Below are 20,897 nucleotides of genomic sequence, written 5' to 3'. Positions count from 1 at the left end.
TGGTCTTATGAGCGAGGTGGAGGAGCGGCCGGGGGGCGGGGGCCCGCTGGCGCATCGGGTGCCGGATCTCGGGGCCCTGGAGCTGCTGCTGGCGGTGGCGCGGCTCGGGAGTCTCGGTGGGGCGGCGCGGGAGATGGGGATCACCCAGCCCGCGGCGAGCAGCCGGATCCGGTCGATGGAACGGCAGCTGGGCGTGGCGCTGGTGGACCGGTCGCCCCGGGGGTCGCGGCTGACCGACGCCGGGGCGCTGGTGACGGACTGGGCGCGGCGGATCGTGGAGGCGGCGGAGGCATTCGACGCGGGGGCGCAGGCCCTGCGCGACCGGCGGGACTCGCGGCTGCGGGTGGCGGCGAGCATGACGATCGCGGAGTACTTGCTGCCGGGGTGGCTGCTGGCCCTGCGGGCGGAGCGGCCGGACACCGCGGTGTCCCTGCTCGCCGGGAACTCCGCCGCGGTGGCGGAGCGGCTGCTGGCGGGGGAGGCGGATCTGGGATTCGTGGAGGGGGTGAGCGTGCCGGCGGGGCTGGACTCCGCGGTCATCGCGCACGACCGGCTGATCGTGGTGACGGCGCCGGGGCACGCGTGGGCGCGGCGGGGCCGGGCGGTGGGGGCGGCCGAGCTGGCGGAGACTCCTCTGATCCTCCGGGAGAAGGGGTCGGGGACACGGCAGGTGCTGGACGCCGCGCTGGGGGGACTGGCGCGGCCGTTGATCGAGTTGTCGTCGACGACCGCGGTGAAGGCTGCCGCGGTGGGTGGGGCGGGGCCGGCGGTGCTGAGTGAGCTGGCCGTGGGAGAGGAGCTGGGGATGCGGAGGCTGGTGCGGGTGCCGGTGCAGGGGGTCGCGCTGGCCCGGGACCTGCGGGCGGTGTGGCCCACGGGGCATCGGCCCACGGGGCCGGCGCGGGATCTGCTGTCGCTGACGCGGGGGTAGTCAGACGCCGGACGCGTTGGAAGAGGGGCCGAACCACCTGGCCAGGTGCCTGTTCAGGTCTTCCTGGTCGTCGCCGGTCCAGGCCACGTGACCGTCGGGGCGGAGCAGGATCGCCGGGGCCGTCAGGTCCTCGCTCGTGTCGTGGACGTGGTCGACGCAGTCGTCCCAGCCCGCCGTCGACAGGCTGCCCGTCTGGTCGAGGAGGAGGCCCCGGCCGGCGTGGAAGAGGTCGTAGAGGCGGCCTCGTTTCAGGGGGACGTCCCGCAGACGGCGGCCCAGCAGGTCGTCGCCCTCGCCGAAGTCGTAGCGGACCTCGATCGCGGTGATCTTCTCGGTGAGGTAGCGGTTCACCTCGTCGAAGTCCATCAGCCGTGAGAAGAGCCGCCGCACCGCTTGCGGACCCGGTTCGGTGGACATCAGCTCCATCTGCGCGCGGGTGTTGTCGAGGACGTCGGTGGCCACCGGGTGCCGTTCGGTCTCGTAGGTGTCGAGCAGGCCCTCCGGCGCCCAGCCGGCCACCTCCGCCGCCAGCTTCCAGCCCAGGTTGAACGCGTCCTGGATACCGAGATTGAGCCCCTGCCCACCCGTCGGCGGGTGGATGTGCGCCGCGTCGCCCGCCAGCAGCACCCGTCCGACCCGATAGCGCTCGGCCTGACGGGTGGCGTCGCCGAAGCGGGAGAGCCAGCGCGGTGAGTGCACACCGAAGTCGGTGCCGGCGACCGCCCGCAGGCGCTCCTTGACCTCCTCCAGGGTCGGGGGGACCGCGCGGTCCTCGGTCAGGCCCTCGGCGGGGACGACCACGCGGTACGCCCCGTTGCCCATGGGGCCGATGCCGAACCGCTTCTGGGTCGCGCGAACCCTGGCCATCACCGCGGTGATGGTCTCCGGCGGCGCGGCCACCTCCATCTCGCCCAGCAGCGTCTCGACCGTGGCCGGATCGCCGGGGAAGCCGACGCCGAGGAGTTTGCGCACCGTGCTGCGGCCGCCGTCGCAGCCGACGAGGTAGCGCGAGCGCAGCCGTGTGCCGTCGGCCAGGCCGACCGTCACCCCGTCCTCGTCCTGGCTCAGCCCGGTCACCTCGCAGCCGCGCCGGATCTCGGTGCCGAGCTCGACGGCGTGCTCGGTCAGCAGCCGCTCCACGACCGGCTGCGGGATGCCGAGGACGTATGCGTGCGCGGTGTCCATCCCGGTGGGCGCGGGCTTGTCGATGGCGGCGAAGAAGCCGCCCACCGGGTACTGTTTCCCGTTCGCGAGGAACCTCTCCAGCAGACCGCGCTGGTCCATCACCTCGATGCTGCGCACATGCAGACCGAGCGCGCGGACGACCTTGGTCGGCTCCGGCTCCTTCTCCAGCACCACCACGCGTACGCCGTGCAGCCGCAGTTCACCGGCGAGCATCAGCCCGGTCGGCCCGGCGCCGGCAACGATCACGTCGATCATCAAAGTCCCCGTTTCCGCAGGTTGTGGCCTCGGCCGGTGATTGTGCGGCACGACGGGGGCCTTGCCGCAAGCCCCCCGGTGCGCTATACGTTGAGACAGGCGAGGAGGTCAGGAACCCCTCGCCTCTGTCGTTCCCGCCGCCGTCACCCCGGTGAAAATCCCTTGGCACGGCGGTGTCCCGGGCCTGCACCATGCCCTGCATGACGACCCCCTCAGCCCCGCCCGCCACCGGCGTCCGCACCCCCTGGGAAGCCCTTCCGCACCCGGTGCGCTCCGCCGTCACCGACGTGCTCGGCGGCGGCCCGGTCGTCCGTGCGGAGACCCAGCCCGGCGGCTTCTCCCCGGGCGTCGCGGCGCGGCTGAGAACCGCCGACGGGCGGCGCGCCTTCGTGAAGGCCGTCAGCGCGGACGCCAACCCCGACAGCCCGGCCATGCACCGCGCCGAGGCCCGTAACTCCGCCGCCCTCCCTCCCGGCGTGCCCGCGCCCCGTCTCCTCGGCACCTACGACGACGGCACCTGGGTCGCCCTCGTACTGGCGGATGTCGACGGCAGCCAGCCCCATGTCCCTTGGCGCGAACCGGAGTTGCGGCGGGTGCTGGACGCCGTCGAGCGCCTCGGCCGTACCCTCACGCCGTCCCCCGTCGCCGCCCCGCCCGTGGCCGAGGCGCTCGGCGACGCCTTCGGCGGCTGGCGGCGGCTGGCCGACCGGGGGGAACACGAGCTGCGCGGGCGTCTCGACGACCGGACCCTCGCGGAGCTGCCCCGTCTCGCCCGTCTCGCCGCGGACGGGGCCGAGGCCGCCGCCGGGGACACCCTCGCCCATGCCGACCTGCGCGCCGACAACATGCTGCTCACCGCGGACGGCGAGGTCGTCTTCGTCGACTGGCCGCACGCCGTGCGCGCCGCCCCGTGGTTCGACCTGCTGACGCTGCTGCCCAGCGTCGGCGCCCAGGGCGGCCCCGACCCGGAGGAGGTGTTCCGGGCGCATCCGCTGGGCCGGGAGGCGGATCCGGCCGGTGCCACGGCCACCCTGGCCGCCCTGACCGGGTTCTTCATCGAGCAGTCCCTGCTTCCGGCCCCGCCCGGACTGCCCACCCTGCGCCCCTTCCAGCGCGCCCAGGGCGAGGCGGGGCTCGCCTGGCTCAGGAGACGGCTCGCACCAGGGCCCGCATGACCCGCGGGTCCTCGCCCATCTCCGGGTGCCACTGCACACCGAGCACCCAACCGTCCGTGGCGGGCAGTTCGACGGCTTCCACCGTGCCGTCCTCCGCGTACGCCGACGGGAGAAGGCCGGTGCCGAGGCGGTCGACGGCCTGGTGGTGATAGGCCGGTACGGACGTCTCCTCGGGCACGGCCTCGGCGTACCGGGTGCCGGGCACCGGCTTGACCGTGTGCCGGCCGAAGACGCCGACGACCTCGGCGTGGCCCTCGACGTGCTGGACCAGCGTGCCGCCCAGGGCCACGTTCAACAGCTGCATCCCCCGGCAGATGCCCAGCAGGGGGACGCCCGCGGACAGGGCGGCGTCGATCAGCGCCAGTTCCCAGGTGTCCCGGGCGTGGGCCGGCGGGCCGGTGCGGGGGTCCCGCTCGGCGCCGTAGCGGGCCGGATCGACGTCGGGGCCGCCGGCGATCACCAGCGCGTCGAGGCGTGCGACGGTCGCCGCCGCCTGCTCCGGCTCGTCCGGCGGCAGCATCGCGGCCAGTCCGCCCGACCGCTGCACGAGGCGCGGGTAGCCGACCGGCAGCAGCGCGGCCTCCAGCTCCCACACGCCCCAGCGCGCCCCGGCCTCCAGATACGTGCTGACGCCGATCAGCGGCCTGGCTGACATACGACCTCCCACCCGGAGCAATGGATCCCGTTCATACCTTTGCCGACCCACCCCCGCGAGGGCAAGGTCAGGCCGGGAACCCTCGTCACGCCAGGAACCCTCTGAGCAGTGCCGCCGTTCCCGCGCAGTGCTCCCGCATCATCTCCCGCGCCCCGTCCGCGTCCCCGTCCAGGACCGCCTCCACCAGGGCGATGTGCTGGCGCTGCGAGTGCTCCAGGTTGCGGACCAGCAGCGGGATGCAGTCCAGCAGGTCGTTCACCGTGGCCCGTACCGCCGCATACTGGGCGGTGAGCGTGGGGGAGCCGCACAGCTCGGCCAGGGTGAGATGCAGCAGTGTGTCCAGGCGGCGGTAGTCGGCGAGCGGCGCGTCGTGCGTGCGGGTCAGCGCCTCGCGCAGCCGGTCCGCCTGGTCGTCGCTCAGCCCGTGCGCCGCGCACAGTCCCGCCGCGCCCACCTCCAGCACCTCACGGAAGCGCAGCACGTCCTCGATGTCGACCTCGGAGATCCGCCGCCGCAGCTCGTCCTCGCCGCCCGCGTCCGCGCGGGGCAGCACGAAGGTGCCGCCGTAGCGTCCGCGCCGGGACTCCACCAGCCCCTGGTCCTGCAGCACCTTCAGCACCTCGCGCAGGGTGACCCGGCTGATCCCCAGCCGGTCCGCCAGCTCCCGCTCGGCGGGCAGCCGCTCGCCGCCCGGCACCAGGCCCAGCCGTACCACCTGCAGGATCTGCTCCAGTGCCTCCTCGAAGCCGTTCCCCGCCCGCACCGGCCGCAGTACCGGCGTCAACCGGTCCTCCAGGCTGCCGTCCTGATCCGGCGACACCCGCCGCACCCCCTTCCCAAGCAATGGTTCTCGGCAATACCTTATGGCTCCCGGCCCGGTCGGAAAAACGCGCAGCCGAAGGAGCTCTCCCGTGGCAGACCGCACACCCCCGCTCAGCGTCGAGGAGCTGCACGCCCTCGTCGCGAGCGGAGAGATCGACACTGTCGTCCTGGCCTTCCCCGACATGCAAGGGCGCCTCCAGGGCAAGCGGTTCGCCGCCCGCTTCTTCCTCGACGAGGTCCTCCACCACGGCACCGAGGGCTGCAACTACCTCCTCGCCGTGGACACCGAGATGAACACCGTCGACGGCTACGCGATGTCCTCCTGGGACCGCGGCTACGGCGACTTCGCCATGCACCCCGACCTGTCCACCCTGCGCCGCGTGCCCTGGAACGCCGGCACGGCCATGCTGATCGCCGACCTCGCCTGGAACGACGGCTCACCCGTGGTCGCCGCCCCGCGCCAGATCCTGCGCCGTCAGCTGGAGCGCCTGTCCGAGCTCGGCTACACCGCCCAGGTCGGCACCGAGCTGGAGTTCATCGTCTTCAAGGACACCTACGAGCAGGCCTGGGACGCCAACTACCGGGGGCTCACACCGGCGAACCAGTACAACATCGACTACTCGGTCCTCGGCACCGGGCGGATCGAGCCGCTGCTGCGCCGTATCCGCAACGAGATGGCCGGTGCCGGCCTGACCGTCGAGTCCGCCAAGGGCGAGTGCAACCCCGGTCAGCACGAGATCGCCTTCCGCTACGACGAGGCGCTGCGCACCTGCGACCAGCACGCGATCTACAAGACCGGCACCAAGGAGATCGCCGCCCAGGAGGGCGTGTCGATCACCTTCATGGCCAAGTACAACGAGCGCGAGGGCAATTCCTGCCACATCCACCTGTCGTTGGCGGACGCGGCCGGCAACAACGCCATGGCCGGCCCCGACGGGATGTCCGACGTCATGCGGTACTTCCTGGCCGGGCAGCTGGCCGCCCTGCGCGACTTCTCCCTCCTGTACGCCCCCAACATCAACTCCTACAAGCGGTTCCAGCCCGGTTCCTTCGCCCCGACCGCCGTCGCCTGGGGCCACGACAACCGCACCTGCGCCCTCCGGGTCGTCGGCCACGGCCGCTCCCTGCGCTTCGAGAACCGGCTGCCGGGCGGCGACGTCAACCCGCACCTCGCCGTCGCCGGGCTGGTCGCGGCCGGGCTGTACGGCATCGAGCAGAAGCTGGAGCTGCCCGAGCCCTGCCCGGGCAACGCCTACACGGCGGAGTTCGAGCACGTCCCGAGCACCCTGCGGGAGGCCGCCGACCTCTGGGAGAACAGCCCGATCGCCCGGGCCGCCTTCGGCGACGAGGTCGTCGCGCACTACCGCAACATGGCCCGTGTCGAACTGGCCGCCTTCGACGCCGCGGTCACCGACTGGGAGCTGCGCCGCTCCTTCGAACGCCTGTGAGGACTTCTTGTCTGCCGAGCACGAACTCGAAGTACTGAACCCCGCGACCGAGGAGGTCGTCGCCACCGTCCCGGCCGCCACCGCGTCCGACGTGGACGCGGCCGTCGCCCGGGCCGCCGCGGCCCAGACGCGCTGGGCCGCCCTGTCGCCCGCCGACCGGGCGCGGCTGCTGCGCCGGTTCGCGGTCGCCGTCGACGAACACCTGGAGGAACTCGCTGGGTTGGAGGTCCGCGAGGCCGGGCACACCGTCGGCAACGCCCGCTGGGAGGCGGGCAACGTCCGTGACCTGCTCGACTACGCGGCGGGCGGCGTCGAACGCCTGACGGGACGTCAGATCCCGGTGGCGGGCGGCCTGGACGTCACCATCCTGGAGCCGCTGGGCGTCGTGGGCGTCATCGCGCCCTGGAACTTCCCCATGCCGATCGCCGCCTGGGGCACCGCCCCCGCCCTGGCGGCCGGCAACGCCGTCCTCCTCAAGCCGGCCGAGACGACCCCGCTGACCGCCCTGCGCCTGGCCGAACTCGCCCTGGAGGCGGGCCTGCCCGAAGGCCTGTTCCAGGTGCTGCCCGGCCACGGACCGGTCGCGGGCAACGCGCTCGTCGAGCACCCCGGCGTCGCGAAGATCGTCTTCACCGGGTCGACCGCCGTGGGCAAGCAGGTCCTGGCCAAGGGTTCGGCCCTGCTCAAGCGGGTCACCCTCGAACTCGGCGGCAAGAGCCCCAACATCGTCTTCGCCGACGCCGACCTCAAGACGGCCGTCGACCCCTTCTCCTTCCTCGACAACTCCGGCCAGGACTGCTGCGCCCGCACCCGCATCCTGGTCCAGGAGCAGGTGTACGACGAGGTGTCCGCCCTTCTCGCCGACGCGCTGGCCGCTGTCGTGGTGGGCGACCCGGCCGACGAGAAGACGCAGATGGGCCCGCTGATCTCGCGCCGTCAGCTGGACCGGGTCCGCGGCTACGTCCCCGAGGACGCCCCCGCCCTCCGGGGCACCGCACCCGAGGGCCCCGGCTTCTGGTTCCCGCCGACCGTCCTGACCGGCGAACGGCCCGACTCCGCCGCCGCCCGCGAGGAGATCTTCGGCCCCGTCGCCGTCCTCCTGCCCTTCACCGACGAACAGGACGCGATCCGCCTCGCCAACGAGACGCCCTACGGCCTCTCCGGCTCCATCTGGACGCGGGACGTGGGCCGAGCGCTCCGCGTCTCGCAGGGCGTGCGGGCCGGCAACCTGTCCGTCAACTCCCACTCCAGCGTGCGCTACTGGACCCCCTTCGGCGGCTTCAAGCAGTCCGGCCTCGGCCGTGAGCTCGGCCCGGACGCCCTGACCGCCTTCACCGAAACCAAGAACGTCTTCATCAGCACGGAAGGCCCCGCACAGTGACCTCTCAGGACACCGGCATCATCTGCCGTCGGCTCGTCGGCCGCACCGCCGTCATCACCGGAGCCGGCAGCGGCATCGGCCTCGCCACCGCGCGCCGGCTCGCCTCCGAAGGCGCCAACGTCGTCTGCGGCGATGTCGACGAGGCCCGCGGCAAGGCCGCAGCGGACGAAACCGGCGGGATCTTCGTGAAGGTCGACGTCACCGACCCCGACCAGGTGGAGGCCCTGTTCAAGACGGCGTTCGACACCTACGGCAGCGTCGACGTCGCCTTCAACAACGCCGGCATCTCCCCGCCCGACGACGACTCCATCCTGGAGACCGGCCTCGAGGCCTGGAAGCGCGTCCAGGAGGTCAACCTGACCTCCGTGTACCTGTGCTGCAAGGCCGCCATCCCCTACATGCGGCGCCAGGGCAAGGGCTCCATCATCAACACGGCGTCCTTCGTGGCCCGGATGGGCGCGGCGACCTCCCAGATCTCGTACACGGCCTCCAAGGGCGGCGTCCTCGCCATGTCCCGCGAGCTGGGCGTGCAGTTCGCCCGCGAGGGCATCCGCGTCAACGCCCTCTGCCCGGGCCCGGTCAACACCCCGCTCCTGCAGGAGCTGTTCGCCAAGGACCCCGAGCGGGCCGCGCGCCGCCTCGTGCACATCCCCGTCGGCCGGTTCGCCGAGGCCGAGGAGATCGCCGCCGCCGTGGCCTTCCTGGCCAGCGACGACTCCTCCTTCGTCAACGCCAGCGACTTCCTGGTGGACGGCGGAATCTCGGGAGCGTACGTCACGCCTCTCTAGGACAGGCGCCTGCCTCCAGGACGGCGGTTCCCGTCCGGGCGGGATCCCGGACACCGTGTACGGGCCCCCGGGGCCGTTCTATGGTGTCCGGGATGAGCATGACGCCACCGCCCGGCTGGTACCCCGATCCGTCGGCACCCCATCTGCAGCGCTGGTGGGACGGCACGGCCTGGACCGACCACTGGAACCAGCCCGGGCAGCCGCCGGCCGGGGGTTCGGGCCGGGCCCGGCTCGTCGCGCTCGCCACGGCGGGCGCCGTCCTCGTGGCCGCGATCGTCACGGGAGCCGTCTACCTGCGCGGCAACGAGCCCGCGGCCCAGGTGCAGACCGAACCCGGCGCCGCCACCACGGACGTCCCGACGACCGACGACTCCACCCCGTCCCCGTCCGCGTCCCCCTCGCACCCCGCCGCCGACGGCCCGCCCGTCGTCGTGGACCAGCTCAACGGCATCACCCTGCCCCTGCCCGACGGCTGGGTCAGGCCGCGGTACGTCAGCGAGGACGACGTCGTCATGACCACCGACGGCACCTACGACTGCCCCGGTGACTCCGGTGTCTGCCGGCACGGCCTGGTCATCTCCCGTACGGCGGCGAGCACCGACGAGACCTCGCCCCGGGCCCTCGCCCGCCGGGACGTCTCCGACGCGGCCGACGCCGCCTACGACCGCGACCTCACCGGCCGGCGTCCCTACGGCGGCATCGAGTCCCACCGGGAGGTCGGCTCCGGCCAGATCGCGGTGGCGGGCCGCGCCGGGTACTTCGTGCGCTGGCGGGTGAAGACCGCCAAGGGACCCGGCGGGTACGTCGAGTCCCTCGCCTTCCCCTCCAGCGTCGGCACCGAGTCCCCCGTGCTCGTCCGGTTCGTCTTCGACGCGGGCGAGGACGGACCGCCGCTCGCCGACATGGACCGGATCACCCGAGGCATCCGCCCGGTCGGAGACGCGGCGACGGACGGGGGAGTGGGCAGCAGCATCGGCCCCGCGAAGTAGGGCCGGCGACCAGGGGGTGAGAGGAATCAGAGGAAGGTGTGGCCCTCCCCCCGATAGGTCGGGACGGTCGCCGTGACCGCGTCCCCCTCCACCAGGTGCAGCACGTCGAAACGCTCGCACAGCTCACCGGCCTTGGCATGCCGGAACCACACCTTGTCGCCGATCAGCAGATCGTCGGCGGGCGAGCCCAGCAGCGGAGTCTGCACCTCGCCGGGCCCTTCCTGGGGGTCGTAGCGCAGCCCCTCCGGCAGATACGGCACCGGAAGCCGGTCCTTGCCGGGCGCGCCCGAGGCCGGATAGCCGCCCCCGAGGACCGTCACGACGCCGACTCCCGGGCGTCGTACGACCGGCTGGGCGAAGAGCGCCGCCGGACGGCCGCTGAACGAGGTGTAGTTGTCGAACAGGCGGGGCACGTAGAGCCCGGACCCGGCGCCGATCTCGGTGACGGCGTCCTCGGCGGCGGTGTGCTGCACACTGCCGGTCCCGCCGCCGTTGACGAACTCCAGATCGGGTACGACGGCCCGGACCGCCCGCACCACCTCACCGCGCCGCTCGGCGAGTTCACGGCGGGCGGTGGCCTGCATCAGCCGTACCGCACGTGAGCGCAGCGGCCGCCCCGCCACGGAGTCGCCGACACCCGCGATGTGCCCCTCGTACGCCATGATCCCGACGACCTTGAAGCCGGGGCGCCGGGCCACCGCGCGGGCCATGTCGGCGACCTGCGCCGGTGAGTGCAGCGGCGAACGGCGAGCCCCGACCCGTACCCGGCCGCCCAGCAGCTTCAGCGAGGTGTCCAACTCCAGGCAGACCCGGATGACTTCACGGCCGCCGTCACGGGCCTCGTCGATGAAGCGGAGCTGCGCGGGGTCGTCGATCATGACGGTGACGGCGGCGGCGAGCTTGGGGTCGGAGGCCAGTTCGGCGAAGCGGGCGCGGTCGGCGGACGGGTAGGCGAGCAGCACGTCCTCGAAGCCGCTCCGTACGAGCCACAGCGACTCGGCCAGCGTGAACGACATGATCCCGGCGAAGCCGTCCTTCGCGAGCACCCGCTCCAGCAGGGCCCGGCAGCGGACGGACTTGCTGGCCACGCGGATCGGCTTGCCTCCCGCCCGTCGGACGAGATCATCCGCGTTGGCGTCGAAGGCGTCCAGGTCCACGATGGCCACAGGGGCGTCGAGGTGGGCGGTGGCCCGGTCGTAACGGGCCCGGTCGGCGGCGCGCGCAGTCATGAACGAAGCCTGCCAGACAGGATTACCGCAGGGTAGGGGGACGTTCCGGGCAGATGCCCCGGGGGTGCGGACTGGTTCCCGTTCCGAGCGGGGCAAGCCGTAGAGTGACGCGCACGTACGGAGGTCGGGCGCCTGTCGCGGGATGCCGGTCCTGACGTACGGGTATGTATGCGTGCCCGGGACGGTCGACCGCTCGTGCCGGGTCCGGCGTCGAGCGGTTGAGCGCAAGGACGACGGTTCGCGTAACAGTAGACGGCCCGGGGCGCCAGGAAACGGGGGGTGCATGAGCACGGAAGCCCAGCACGCCTCTTTTCCGCAACGCCCCACCACCCCGCCACGCCCGGCTCAGCCGCCGACGGTGGGGAGGGACGGGGGGAACGGGGACGGGGAGCCGACCGAACAGGGCTCGGGTTCGGGTTCGCGGTCGGGGTCGGGTTCGGGTTCGCAGGGAGGGTCGTCCTCGCCGAACGGCACGAACGCGACGGGCGTCTGGACGCCGGCCGGCGGACGGAGCGGGAGCTCTTGGGCGCCGGGCACCGGCGAACGGAGCTCGACGGCGGCCGGTTCCAGTGGAGTGTGGTCGCCCTGGCTCAACGCGGAGCCCTTCGAGACCTTCGGGGACCGTACGCCGGCGCCGGGTGCCTGGAACGGCGAGGCCGAGCGTGGGGGGAGTACCGCGGCGGGCGGGAATGACGCCTGGCGCGCGGCGGGGAACAACGGCCCCGAGGGCACGGATTCGGTACGGCGCCCTGGTCCCGAGCGTGCGTCGGGTCCGGGCGAAGTGCCGGGCGGCCGCCCGACAGCTCCCGCCGCCCAGCGCCGAGCGAGCACGGAGGCGAGGCCGAAGAACGACTCGTCCCGTTCTTCCAACGCGCCCCAGTTCCGCTTCCCGCGCCTGCACGCGCCCACGCCCCGAGACGCCGACTCCGAGACCCCGCCTCCACCGCCGGCCTCGGCCCGCTTCCCGGACACCCCTCCGTCGAACGCCCGCCCGACAGCCGCCCCCATACCCCCACGCCCATCGGCACCCCCCCAACCGAACGCGAACCGCCGTCCCACCTCGACCCCCACGGAGAGCTCCGTCCACCCGGTCCCTGCGGCACCGTCGGACAGGGCCGCCGACCGCGACGCAACCCCCCGGGTTTCACCGACGGGCTCGGGTCCTTCGGGTTCTGCTGCGGCGTCGGATGGGCGCGCTGAGCGCGAGGTAGCGGCGCACCGGGTTCCGCCGACGGAGGGTTCGGGTCGTCCGGGTTCTGTGGCGGCGTCGGACGCGCGAGCTGAGCGCGGTGGATCGACGCGTCGGGTTCCGTCGGCGGAGGGTTCGGGTCGTCCGGGCCCTGTGGCGCCGTCGGACAGGGGCCCTGATCGCGACATACCTCCCCGGGTCCCGCCCACAGACGGCTTCCGTCGCCCCGGTTCCGCTGCGGCGTCGGACGCGCCCGCTGACCGTGACCTGTCCACGCCGCCTGGTTCCACCGTGTCCCCGGGGCCGGATGTCGATGCCGACGTGTTCACCCGCCGAGTACCGCCCGCCCGCCCCACCCCCACGACTCCGATGCCGTCCAGCCACCCCTCGCCGACCGATCCGGCCCGCCGCTCGGCCGCCTCCCCGCAGGCACCGAAAGGCTCCTCCTCGGCCGAAAGCTTCCGTCACCCCGGTTCCACCGTGCCCACGGAAGCATCCGCCGACCAGGCCTCCCGCCCAGCCACACCCCCGAAGCCCCCTGTGCCGCCCATTCGATCGGCGCCCGGTGATGCGTTCGCCCGTCGGCTGCCCGGCGATCAGCGCGACGGCTCGGTGCCGAGCGAACGCCCGACCGGTCCGGAGCCCGCCTCTGACCCGACCCGCCGGGTGCCCGCAGATGATCCAACCGGCGCGCTGTCCGCCCATCCCCCCACACAGGGGGCGCCCGCGAACCGAACCAACCCCGCAGCCGCGGAAGCCTCACCTTCCGGCCCGCGCGCGAGCACACCCGCCATGCCCTCGATGCCGCCCGCCGACCCGCCGACCCGCTCGACGTCCGGCGACTCGCGTACCCGCCGGCCCTCCGGCGCCCCGCCGGCTCGTCCGGCGTCCAGTGATCCGCAATCCCGCTCCGTCTCCAGCGAGTCGCGCCCGCGCCAGGCGCCCCGCGACCCCAGGACCCGCCCCGCGCCCAGCGATTCGCGCACCCGCCCGGCGCCCGGCGACCCCCAAGCCGGCCCTGTGCCCAACGAACCGCGGACCCGCCCGGCGTCCGGCGACCCTCTTCCCCACCCGGCGTTCGGTGCTGCCGGACCGGGGTCCGCTGACCGTCTCCCCCGCCCGGGGTCCGGTGCCACCCGCCCGCCGTCCGGCGAGCCTCTTCCCGGCCCGGCGTCCGGCGAGCCTCTTCCCGGCCCGGGGTCCGGTGCTGCCCGCCCGGGGTCCGGTGACCGTCTCACCGGCCCGGGGTCCGGTGCCACCCGCCCGGGATCCGGTGACCGCCTTCCCCGCCCGGGGTCCGGTGCTGCCCGACCGCCGTCCAGCGAGCCTCTTCCCGGCCCGGCGTCCGGCGCTGCCCGCCCGGGATCTGGTGACCCTCTCGCTCGCCCGGAATCCGGTGACCCCAACACCCGCCCGGCGTCGGGCGCCCCCCTCACCCGGCCGGGGTCCGGTGACCCCAGCACCCGCCCGGAACCCGGTGCTCCCCTCACCCACCCGGCAGCAAACACCCCGCCCAACCGCCCGAACCCCGGTTTCCCCTCCGGCCGTTCCGCGTTTGAGGCGTTCGACGTGTTCGAGGGCTTCGGCGCGCTCGATGACGGTCACGTGCGTCGGTCCGGGGCGCCCGCTCAGCCCGCCCCCGCTCAGTCCGACGGCGGCCGGGGGGTCGTGGCGCCTGATCCTGCTCTTTCCTGGAGTGCACCCATGAACCCGGGTGGGAGTCGGCCCGTCGTGTCGTTCGGGGAGCCCGAGGGGTATGACGAGCGGGCCCGGCCCAGGCCGCTGCTGGGGCGGGTGCGGGGTCGTACCGCCGCCGTCGCCGCCTGTCTGGTGCTGGGACTCGGACTCATCGGCGGTGCCGTCACCGGGAGTTGGCTGGTCGGGGACGACGGCGGTGAGGGGGCGAAAGGGACGTTCTCCGCGGCCGCCGGGCTGTGGCACAGCGTGCCGGTGGATCAGCTGTTCCCGCCCACCCTGCAGGGGCTCGGCGCCGGCCCCGGTGGCGCCGACCGCACCTGGACCCGTATAGCCGTCGCGCCCGACAGCGGCTGCAAGGGCGCCTTCGACCCCCTGCTGGGCAAGGCGCTCGCCCCCGTGGGATGCCAGCGGCTGCTGCGCGCCACCTACACCGACGCCACCGAGAGCTTCGTGACCACCGTCGGCCTGCTGTTCACCAAGGCGGACGCCCCCGCCATGACCGCCCTCGCCAAACGGTTCCAGAGCGAGGGCCTCGGCAACCGCACCGACCTCATGCCCCGCCCCTACGCCGCCAAGGACACCCCCGCCGCCCGCTTCGGCCCCCAGCAACGCGCCTCCTGGACCGTCTCCGTGCTCACCGACGCCCCCGTCGTCGTCTACGCGGTCTCCGGCTGGGCCGACGGCCGTACCGTCGACGCCCCCCAGCCCGCCGCACAGGCCATGCAGTCCGGCGCCACCACCGCCCCCGCCCAGGCGGGCCTCGGCCACGAGGCCCAGGGCATCGCCGACCGCATCGAACGCGCCCTGCGCAAGGACGTCACCAGCCCGCCCACGGAACGGCCCTCATGAGACACCCCAGCCGCCGGGTCGCGGCACTGAGCCTGCTCCTCGCCGGCTCCCTCGCCCTCGTCCCCTCCACCGCCGCCCACGCCGACGGCATCCGCGCCCAGCAGTGGGGCCTGGACGCCATGCACACCCAGCAGGCCTGGCGCACCACGAAGGGCCGGGGCATCACCGTCGCCGTCCTCGACACCGGTGTGGAGGCCGACCACCCCGACCTCGTCGGCAACGTCCTGCCCGCCAAGGACATGATCGGCTTCGGGGCCGAGCGGGGAAACCGGAACTGGGCCCGGCACGGCACCGCCATGGCGGGGATCATCGCCGGACACGGCCATGGACCCGGTGACTCCGACGGAGTGATGGGCATCGCTCCGGAGGCCAAGATCCTGCCGGTCCGGGTGATCCTCGAGGACGGCGACTCCGCCCGCCCACAGGCCCGCTCCACCCGCGGCAACGCCCTCGCCGAGGGCATCCGCTGGGCCGCCGACCACGGCGCCGACGTCATCAACCTCTCCCTCGGCGACGACTCCGCCTCCGCCCACCCCGAACCCGCCGAGGACGAGGCGATCCAGTACGCCCTGAAGAAGAACGTCAGCGTCGTCGCCTCGGCCGGCAACGGCGGAAAGAAGGGCGACCACACCTCCTACCCGGCCGCCTACCCCGGCGTCATCGCCGCCACCGCCGTGGACCGCTACGGCACCCGCGCCGACTTCTCCACCCGCCGCTGGTACGCCACGGTCAGCGCCCCGGGCGACGACATCGTCATCGCCGACCCGGACCACAAGTACTACGAGGGCTGGGGTACGAGCGCCGCCTCCGCGTTCGTCTCGGGGGCCGTGGCCCTCGTCAAGGCCGCCCACCCCGGACTGGCCCCCGCGCAGATCAAGCAGTTGCTGGAGGACACCGCCCGCAACCCGCCCGTCGGAGGCCGGGACGACTCCCGCGGCTTCGGCATGGTCGACCCGGCCGCCGCCATCAAGGCCGCCGCCCGCCTCAAACCGGAGGGCCTGCAGGCCGCCTCCTACGGCAAGCGGTACTTCGGCAGCGGCCCGGACACCGCCAAGTCCGAGAGCTCCACCAGCGACTGGGCCGCCCCGCTCGCGGGCGCGTTCGGCGGGGTGCTGCTGGTCATGGCGGTCGTTCTGTGGCGCGGACGTCCCAGGCGCTACGAGTTCTAGGGCGCTCGCGGGCCGCCTCCGGGCCTCAGGACACCGAGGAGCCGTCCCGGGCGAACACCGACACCGCCGCCTTCGCCGCCGACTCGACCAGCGAAATCCCCTTCGCCTGCGTCGCGTTGCCGTTGGAGAGCACGGCCACCAGATACGCGTGGCCGCCGACCGTCACGCGCCCGATGCTGTTGATGTCCCACAACCCGGTCGTACTCCGTGCCAGCCAGCCGTTCTTCAGCGCCCACCGCGAACCGTCGGCCGCCGCGGACACCCCCCACCGCTGATCGGCCTCGATCTCGGTCATCAGCCCCCGCACGTACGACCGCGAGGCCTTGCTCAGCTTCGAGTGGTCACCGAACACCTGGTGGAGCAGGGTGAGTTGGTCGGCCGCCGTGGTCTGCGTCAGCCCCCACAGGGCACCCTCACCACCCTGCGTGCCGGTCAGTCCGAACGTCTTGTTCGCCGCGTCCAGCCCACCGGCCTGCCCGATGACGTCCCACAGGGCGGAGGCGGCCGTGTTGTCGCTGTTCTCGATCATCTTCGTGGCGTACCACTTCTCGGTCGCCGTCAGCCGCCGGTCCGCGTCCTGCGCCTGCAGCAGGAGTGTCGCCAGGATGTCCACCTTCACGATGCTGGCCGTGTCGAACGCGCCGGCGCCGTAGACGGCGCTCACACCGGAGTCCAGGTCCAGCACCGCCGCCGACACCTTCGCCCTTCCCGAGACGGTCACCGACTTCATCGCCTCGGCCAGCCGCGCGTCATGATCCACCGTCGGCTCCGTCACCGGTTTCACCGGTTTCACCGATTCCTCCCCGTCCGCCGACGGGGAGTCCGTCGGCGACGCCGACGATACGGCGCCCGCACCGGAGTGTGCCCGCGCCTTCACGTACACCGTCCCGGCGGCCGTGACGCCCACAACGGCGACCGTGGCGAGGGCGGTGTAGATCAGAGGACGCGTCCTGGACGGACGAGCGCGGCGGCTGCGGCGGGCTCTGGAGGACTCCATGCCCGCGATGCTCGGGGCGGTGACTGTGCGGGCCGTTAGACGGACGTTAGATGTGTGTCAGGGGATTCTGAGAAAGCCGTGAAGGCGGTGAACCAGCTGTTTCCGGGGCCGCACAAGCCCAGCAGCAAGCCCCCTATAGGGTCGGTGACCGTGGCGAACAAGAACATTCCCGACCCCGGCTACTCCGACGACGACGGCTCCGCCGACCCCCGGCTGAGCACCGCGCTCGCCGCCTGGGCCGAGGACCGCACCGCCCTGGAGCCGGTTCTCGAGGCGCTCAAGGGCGCCCGGCTGCTCGTGCCCGTGGTCGCCGTGCTCGGCGAGGTCGAGGAGGACGAGAACGGGCTGCGCCGCGAGAAGACCAGCGACATGGCCGTACCGACCCTGAAGGCCGGATCCCGGACCGCCCTGCCGGCCTTCACCTCCACCGAGTCGCTGGCCCGCTGGGACCCGGCGGCCCGCCCCGTCGCCGTACCCCTGCACCAGGCGCTGCAGGCCGCCGCGCACGAGAAGGCCGACACGATCGTGCTGGACCTGTCAGGGCCGGTGCCCTTCGAACTGACGGGACCCGCCCTGCTCGCCCTCGCCGAGGGCCGGACGAGCGCCGACCCGCTCGCCGATCCGGCTGTGCGGGAGGCGGTACGGGCCGCGGTGGCCGCCGAATCCGCCGTGCTCCGCGCCCACCTCGGGCCCGGTCGCGCCGACGGCACCCTCGCCCTCGTACTCGACGAGTCTGCCGCGCCCGCCGAGGCCGCCCGTGCCGTGGCCGAGCGGCTCGCCGCCGACGAGACACTGAGGGCCCGCCTGGTGCGCGGCCTCGACCTGGCACTGCTGCCGGCCGGGGCGACGCCTCCGGGCGAGCCCTTGTACGTACGAAGTGGGCAGTAGATTTCCTGCCCGCGCTAGCCGTAGATCGGCCCCGTGTACTTCTCACCGGGGCCCTGGCCCGGCTCGTCCGGGACGATCGACGCCTCGCGGAAGGCCAGCTGCAGGGACTTCAGGCCGTCGCGCAGCGGGGCCGCGTGGAAGGAGCTGATCTCGGTCGTGCTCGCGTCCAGCAGCCCGGCCAGGGCGGTGACCAGCTTGCGGGCCTCGTCCAGGTCCTTGTACTTGTCGCCCTCCTCGGTCAGGCCGAGCTTCACCGCGGCGGCGCTCATCAGGTTGACGGCGACCGTCACGATCACCTCGACGGCGGGGACCTCGGCGATGTCGCGGGTCATCTCGTCGAAGTCGGGCGCGGCAGACTCGGGGGACTCTGCGGACTCGGGAGGGGTGTCACTCATGCCCCACACGATAGGCCCCGGTGCAGGCCGGTTCGCACCACCCCCGGGCAGCTGCTAACCTTGTGTGACGACCGGCCGGACAGACATGCCCGGCCTACAAGTGGAGGCTCCGATCTCCCACCTGACCGTCCTCCGGGACGGCGGGTCACCCCGGTCAGGCGGCCACCATCGTTCCGTACGGACGATGGAGTCGCCCGAAAGCGCGCCCCGCGGCATCGCGGCGGTGCTCCGGCAGTGTATTCGGGGCCCCGCCTGTGATCGGCCGGGGCATTTTTCATGCTTCGGCGCGGTTAGGTCTAACAGAAGTAGAGACATACGCGGCTGTCCGCCAGACAACCGTGTGGTGCTAACTGAGGAGGATCCATCAGCGCCGAGCCCCGCATCAACGACCGGATTCGCGTTCCCGAGGTGCGACTTGTCGGTCCCAGTGGCGAGCAGGTGGGCATCGTCCCGCTGGCCAAGGCACTGGAGCTTGCCCAGGAGTACGACCTCGACCTCGTCGAGGTAGCGGCGAACGCCCGTCCGCCCGTGTGCAAGCTCATGGACTACGGGAAGTTCAAGTACGAGTCGGCCATGAAGGCCCGTGAGGCGCGCAAGAACCAGGCGCACACGGTCATCAAGGAGATGAAGCTCCGGCCGAAGATCGACCCGCACGACTATGACACCAAGAAGGGTCACGTCGTCCGGTTCCTCAAGCAGGGCGACAAGGTCAAGATCACGATCATGTTCCGTGGACGCGAGCAGTCCCGGCCCGAACTGGGCTACCGACTGCTGCAGCGGCTCGCGGAGGACGTCCAGGACCTCGGTTTCGTGGAGTCGAACCCGAAGCAGGACGGCCGGAACATGATCATGGTTCTCGGTCCGCACAAGAAGAAGACCGAGGCGATGGCCGAGGCCCGCCAGGCGCAGGAGGCCCGCAAGGCCGAGGCGAAGGCCCACCCGGGCCGCTCGCAGAACGCCGCGGAGACCGACAGTGTCGGGGACGACCAGAGCGTTGTCGTGGACACCGAGGCGCCTGCCGAGGCTTCCGCCGAGGCGTGATCCCGGGGACGCGAGTCCCAGGACAGCAGTAACCGATACAAGCGACGTTCCGACGTGCCCGGTTTTCGTGACCGGGCACCGGAGCGCCACCGACGAGGAGAGAACGGCGCTATGCCGAAGAACAAGTCGCACAGCGGTGCCAGCAAGCGCTTCAAGGTCACCGGCTCCGGCAAGGTGCTCCGTGAGCGCGCCGGCAAGCGCCACCTGCTCGAGCACAAGTCGTCCCGCGTGACGCGTCGCCTCACCGGCAACGCCGAGATGGCCCCGGGCGACGCCGCGAAGATCAAGAAGCTTCTCGGCAAGTGACGTACGCGGCGCGGTGATCAACGGATCCCCTCGCGCCGTACGTCTGGACCGGGACCCCATCGATTCCGGGCCGTGTGAGTCCAACCACGGCCCCGCTACAAGGAGTTAACAAGTGGCACGCGTCAAGCGGGCAGTCAACGCCCACAAGAAGCGCCGGGCGATCCTCGAGCAGGCTTCCGGCTACCGCGGTCAGCGTTCGCGTCTGTACCGCAAGGCCAAGGAGCAGGTCACCCACTCGCTGGTCTACAACTACAACGACCGCAAGAAGCGCAAGGGTGACTTCCGCCAGCTGTGGATCCAGCGCATCAACGCCGCTGCCCGCGCCAACGGCATCACGTACAACCGCTTCATCCAGGGCCTGAAGGCCGCCAACGTCGAGGTCGACCGCAAGATCCTCGCGGAGCTGGCCGTCAACGACGCGGGCGCGTTCGCCGCCCTGGTCGAGGTCGCCCAGAAGGCGCTGCCGAGCGACGTCAACGCGCCGAAGGCCGCGTGACGCTGCGCTCGGCCTGAGCCGAAGTGACGGACCCGTGGGTTATGCCTGCGGGTCCGTTGCGTTGAGCGGTGCGGGTGGGTTCTGCACCGCCGACATGCGCCGTCGTGGTTGATCGCCGTTGCGGCGGAGAACTGGTACCGAAGGTGAGTTGGATGTCCCCTGTGACCCCGGAGTTGATCTCTCCCCGTTCCCCTCGTGTCTCCGCCGCCCGGCGGCTCGCCAAGCGGAACTTCCGGGGCAAGGAGCGGCTGTTCCTGGCCGAGGGGCCGCAGGCCGTGCGGGAGGCCGCCGGGCACGGGCTGGTGGAGCTGTTCGCCACCGTCGAGGCCGCGGAGCGGTACGCCGACATCGTGGGGGAGGCCCGGGACACCGGGGTCCGCGTCCATCTCGCCTCCGATGACGTGATCGCCGACATCTCGACGACCGTCACACCGCAGGGTCTCGTCGGGATCTGCCGGTTCGTCGACACGCCCTTCGAGGAGATCCTCGCGGCCCGGCCCAAGCTCGTCGCCGTCCTCGCGCACGTGCGCGACCCCGGCAACGCGGGAACCGTGCTGCGGTGCGCCGATGCCGCCGGGGCCGAGGCCGTCGTACTGACCGACGCGTCCGTCGATCTGTACAACCCGAAGGCCGTACGGGCCTCCGTCGGGTCCCTCTTCCATCTCCCCGTCGCCGTCGGTGTGCCCGTCGAGGAGGCCGTGGCCGGGCTCAAGGGGGCCGGTGTCCGGGTGCTCGCCGCCGACGGAGCGGGCACCGACGACCTCGACGACGAGCTCGACAAGGGGACCATGGGCGGGCCCACCGCATGGGTGTTCGGGAACGAGGCATGGGGGCTTCCGGAGGAGACCCGCGCACTCGCGGACGCCGTGGTGCGCGTCCCGATCCACGGGAAGGCCGAGAGCCTGAACCTCGCCACCGCGGCCGCCGTATGTCTCTATGCCTCGGCCCGTGCACAGCGCGCCTCCACAGGGTGCCGCTCCGTCACCGGGGCCTAGTAGGGTGACCAGCTCG

Annotated in this window: 20 protein-coding genes; 13 read left to right on the top strand and 7 right to left on the bottom strand. The window is 72.7% G+C overall.

Annotation, left to right across the window (positions count from 1 at the left end; all coding sequences use genetic code 11):
* Window positions 1-7: 7 nt before the first annotated feature.
* The gene (locus tag ACWCQ1_RS21405; protein WP_358604329.1) at window positions 8-931 is read left to right on the top strand and encodes a LysR family transcriptional regulator; all 924 of its coding nucleotides are present in this window, start codon (window positions 8-10) and stop codon (window positions 929-931) included.
* Here ACWCQ1_RS21405 and rox read toward each other — a convergent pair whose 3' ends face one another.
* Entirely contained in the window at window positions 932-2,371 is a 1,440-nt protein-coding gene (gene rox, locus ACWCQ1_RS21400) for a rifampin monooxygenase (protein ID WP_358604332.1), read from the bottom strand.
* A 200-nt stretch (window positions 2,372-2,571) separates the two neighbouring features.
* Here rox and ACWCQ1_RS21395 point away from each other — a divergent pair, with 200 nt between their 5' ends.
* The gene (locus ACWCQ1_RS21395; protein ID WP_451027108.1) at window positions 2,572-3,546 is read left to right on the top strand and encodes an aminoglycoside phosphotransferase family protein; all 975 of its coding nucleotides are present in this window, start codon (window positions 2,572-2,574) and stop codon (window positions 3,544-3,546) included.
* On the opposite strand, the gene ACWCQ1_RS21390 is transcribed toward ACWCQ1_RS21395, so the two are convergent.
* The gene (locus tag ACWCQ1_RS21390; RefSeq protein WP_133044988.1) at window positions 3,515-4,201 is read right to left on the bottom strand and encodes a gamma-glutamyl-gamma-aminobutyrate hydrolase family protein; all 687 of its coding nucleotides are present in this window, start codon (window positions 4,199-4,201) and stop codon (window positions 3,515-3,517) included. The genes ACWCQ1_RS21395 and ACWCQ1_RS21390 overlap by 32 nt on opposite strands.
* A gap of 85 nt (window positions 4,202-4,286) precedes the next feature.
* Window positions 4,287-5,021 (bottom strand): FadR/GntR family transcriptional regulator, encoded by a 735-nt coding sequence (locus ACWCQ1_RS21385; RefSeq protein WP_208785066.1) that lies wholly within the window; start codon window positions 5,019-5,021, stop codon window positions 4,287-4,289.
* 91 nt (window positions 5,022-5,112) lie between these two features.
* Here ACWCQ1_RS21385 and ACWCQ1_RS21380 point away from each other — a divergent pair, with 91 nt between their 5' ends.
* From ACWCQ1_RS21380 to ACWCQ1_RS21365, 4 genes are all read left to right on the top strand, one after another.
* On the top strand, window positions 5,113-6,471 hold the full coding sequence (locus tag ACWCQ1_RS21380; RefSeq protein ID WP_133044986.1) for a glutamine synthetase family protein: 1,359 nt from the start codon (window positions 5,113-5,115) through the stop codon (window positions 6,469-6,471).
* Between the two features lie 7 nt (window positions 6,472-6,478).
* Complete coding sequence (locus tag ACWCQ1_RS21375; RefSeq protein ID WP_358604340.1) at window positions 6,479-7,852, top strand: aldehyde dehydrogenase family protein; 1,374 nt, start codon at window positions 6,479-6,481, stop codon at window positions 7,850-7,852.
* On the top strand, window positions 7,849-8,640 hold the full coding sequence (locus ACWCQ1_RS21370) for a 3-oxoacyl-ACP reductase (RefSeq protein WP_133044984.1): 792 nt from the start codon (window positions 7,849-7,851) through the stop codon (window positions 8,638-8,640). The genes ACWCQ1_RS21375 and ACWCQ1_RS21370 overlap by 4 nt, the downstream gene beginning before the upstream one ends.
* 98 nt (window positions 8,641-8,738) lie before the next feature.
* On the top strand, window positions 8,739-9,629 hold the full coding sequence (locus tag ACWCQ1_RS21365; protein WP_358604380.1) for a DUF2510 domain-containing protein: 891 nt from the start codon (window positions 8,739-8,741) through the stop codon (window positions 9,627-9,629).
* Between the two features lie 26 nt (window positions 9,630-9,655).
* Here ACWCQ1_RS21365 and ACWCQ1_RS21360 read toward each other — a convergent pair whose 3' ends face one another.
* Together ACWCQ1_RS21360 and ACWCQ1_RS21355 are read right to left on the bottom strand one after the other, a co-directional pair.
* The gene (locus ACWCQ1_RS21360) at window positions 9,656-10,858 is read right to left on the bottom strand and encodes an amino acid deaminase/aldolase (RefSeq protein WP_133044983.1); all 1,203 of its coding nucleotides are present in this window, start codon (window positions 10,856-10,858) and stop codon (window positions 9,656-9,658) included.
* 345 nt (window positions 10,859-11,203) lie between these two features.
* The gene (locus ACWCQ1_RS21355) at window positions 11,204-11,452 is read right to left on the bottom strand and encodes a hypothetical protein (RefSeq protein WP_451027107.1); all 249 of its coding nucleotides are present in this window, start codon (window positions 11,450-11,452) and stop codon (window positions 11,204-11,206) included.
* 2,326 nt (window positions 11,453-13,778) lie between these two features.
* On the opposite strand from ACWCQ1_RS21355, the gene ACWCQ1_RS21350 reads away from it, so the two are divergent.
* Both ACWCQ1_RS21350 and mycP read left to right on the top strand, forming a co-directional pair.
* Window positions 13,779-14,594 carry a hypothetical protein gene (locus tag ACWCQ1_RS21350; RefSeq protein WP_358604346.1) on the top strand — a complete coding sequence of 272 codons (816 nt, stop codon included), beginning with the start codon at window positions 13,779-13,781 and terminating at the stop codon, window positions 14,592-14,594.
* Complete coding sequence (mycP, locus tag ACWCQ1_RS21345) at window positions 14,591-15,763, top strand: type VII secretion-associated serine protease mycosin (protein ID WP_133044980.1); 1,173 nt, start codon at window positions 14,591-14,593, stop codon at window positions 15,761-15,763. Before ACWCQ1_RS21350 ends, mycP begins: the two co-directional genes overlap by 4 nt.
* 25 nt (window positions 15,764-15,788) lie before the next feature.
* Here the strand turns inward: mycP and ACWCQ1_RS21340 are convergent, their stop codons facing one another.
* On the bottom strand, window positions 15,789-16,760 hold the full coding sequence (locus ACWCQ1_RS21340; protein ID WP_451027106.1) for a serine hydrolase: 972 nt from the start codon (window positions 16,758-16,760) through the stop codon (window positions 15,789-15,791).
* 150 nt (window positions 16,761-16,910) lie between these two features.
* Here ACWCQ1_RS21340 and ACWCQ1_RS21335 point away from each other — a divergent pair, with 150 nt between their 5' ends.
* The gene (locus ACWCQ1_RS21335; protein ID WP_358604352.1) at window positions 16,911-17,648 is read left to right on the top strand and encodes an SseB family protein; all 738 of its coding nucleotides are present in this window, start codon (window positions 16,911-16,913) and stop codon (window positions 17,646-17,648) included.
* Window positions 17,649-17,662: 14 nt separating this feature from the next.
* On the opposite strand, the gene ACWCQ1_RS21330 is transcribed toward ACWCQ1_RS21335, so the two are convergent.
* The gene (locus ACWCQ1_RS21330) at window positions 17,663-18,043 is read right to left on the bottom strand and encodes a DUF1844 domain-containing protein (protein WP_358604354.1); all 381 of its coding nucleotides are present in this window, start codon (window positions 18,041-18,043) and stop codon (window positions 17,663-17,665) included.
* Window positions 18,044-18,406: 363 nt separating this feature from the next.
* Here ACWCQ1_RS21330 and infC point away from each other — a divergent pair, with 363 nt between their 5' ends.
* From infC to ACWCQ1_RS21310, 4 genes are all read left to right on the top strand, one after another.
* Complete coding sequence (infC, locus tag ACWCQ1_RS21325; protein ID WP_133044976.1) at window positions 18,407-19,084, top strand: translation initiation factor IF-3; 678 nt, start codon at window positions 18,407-18,409, stop codon at window positions 19,082-19,084.
* A 111-nt stretch (window positions 19,085-19,195) separates the two neighbouring features.
* Complete coding sequence (gene rpmI / locus ACWCQ1_RS21320; protein ID WP_004933563.1) at window positions 19,196-19,390, top strand: 50S ribosomal protein L35; 195 nt, start codon at window positions 19,196-19,198, stop codon at window positions 19,388-19,390.
* A gap of 112 nt (window positions 19,391-19,502) precedes the next feature.
* Entirely contained in the window at window positions 19,503-19,886 is a 384-nt protein-coding gene (gene rplT / locus ACWCQ1_RS21315; RefSeq protein WP_004002577.1) for a 50S ribosomal protein L20, read from the top strand.
* Between the two features lie 152 nt (window positions 19,887-20,038).
* Window positions 20,039-20,881 carry a TrmH family RNA methyltransferase gene (locus ACWCQ1_RS21310; RefSeq protein WP_358604359.1) on the top strand — a complete coding sequence of 281 codons (843 nt, stop codon included), beginning with the start codon at window positions 20,039-20,041 and terminating at the stop codon, window positions 20,879-20,881.
* Window positions 20,882-20,897 lie beyond the last annotated feature (16 nt).

The organism is Streptomyces sp. NPDC002144 (assembly GCF_053593695.1).
This window is presented reverse-complemented; position numbering and strand designations above follow the sequence as displayed.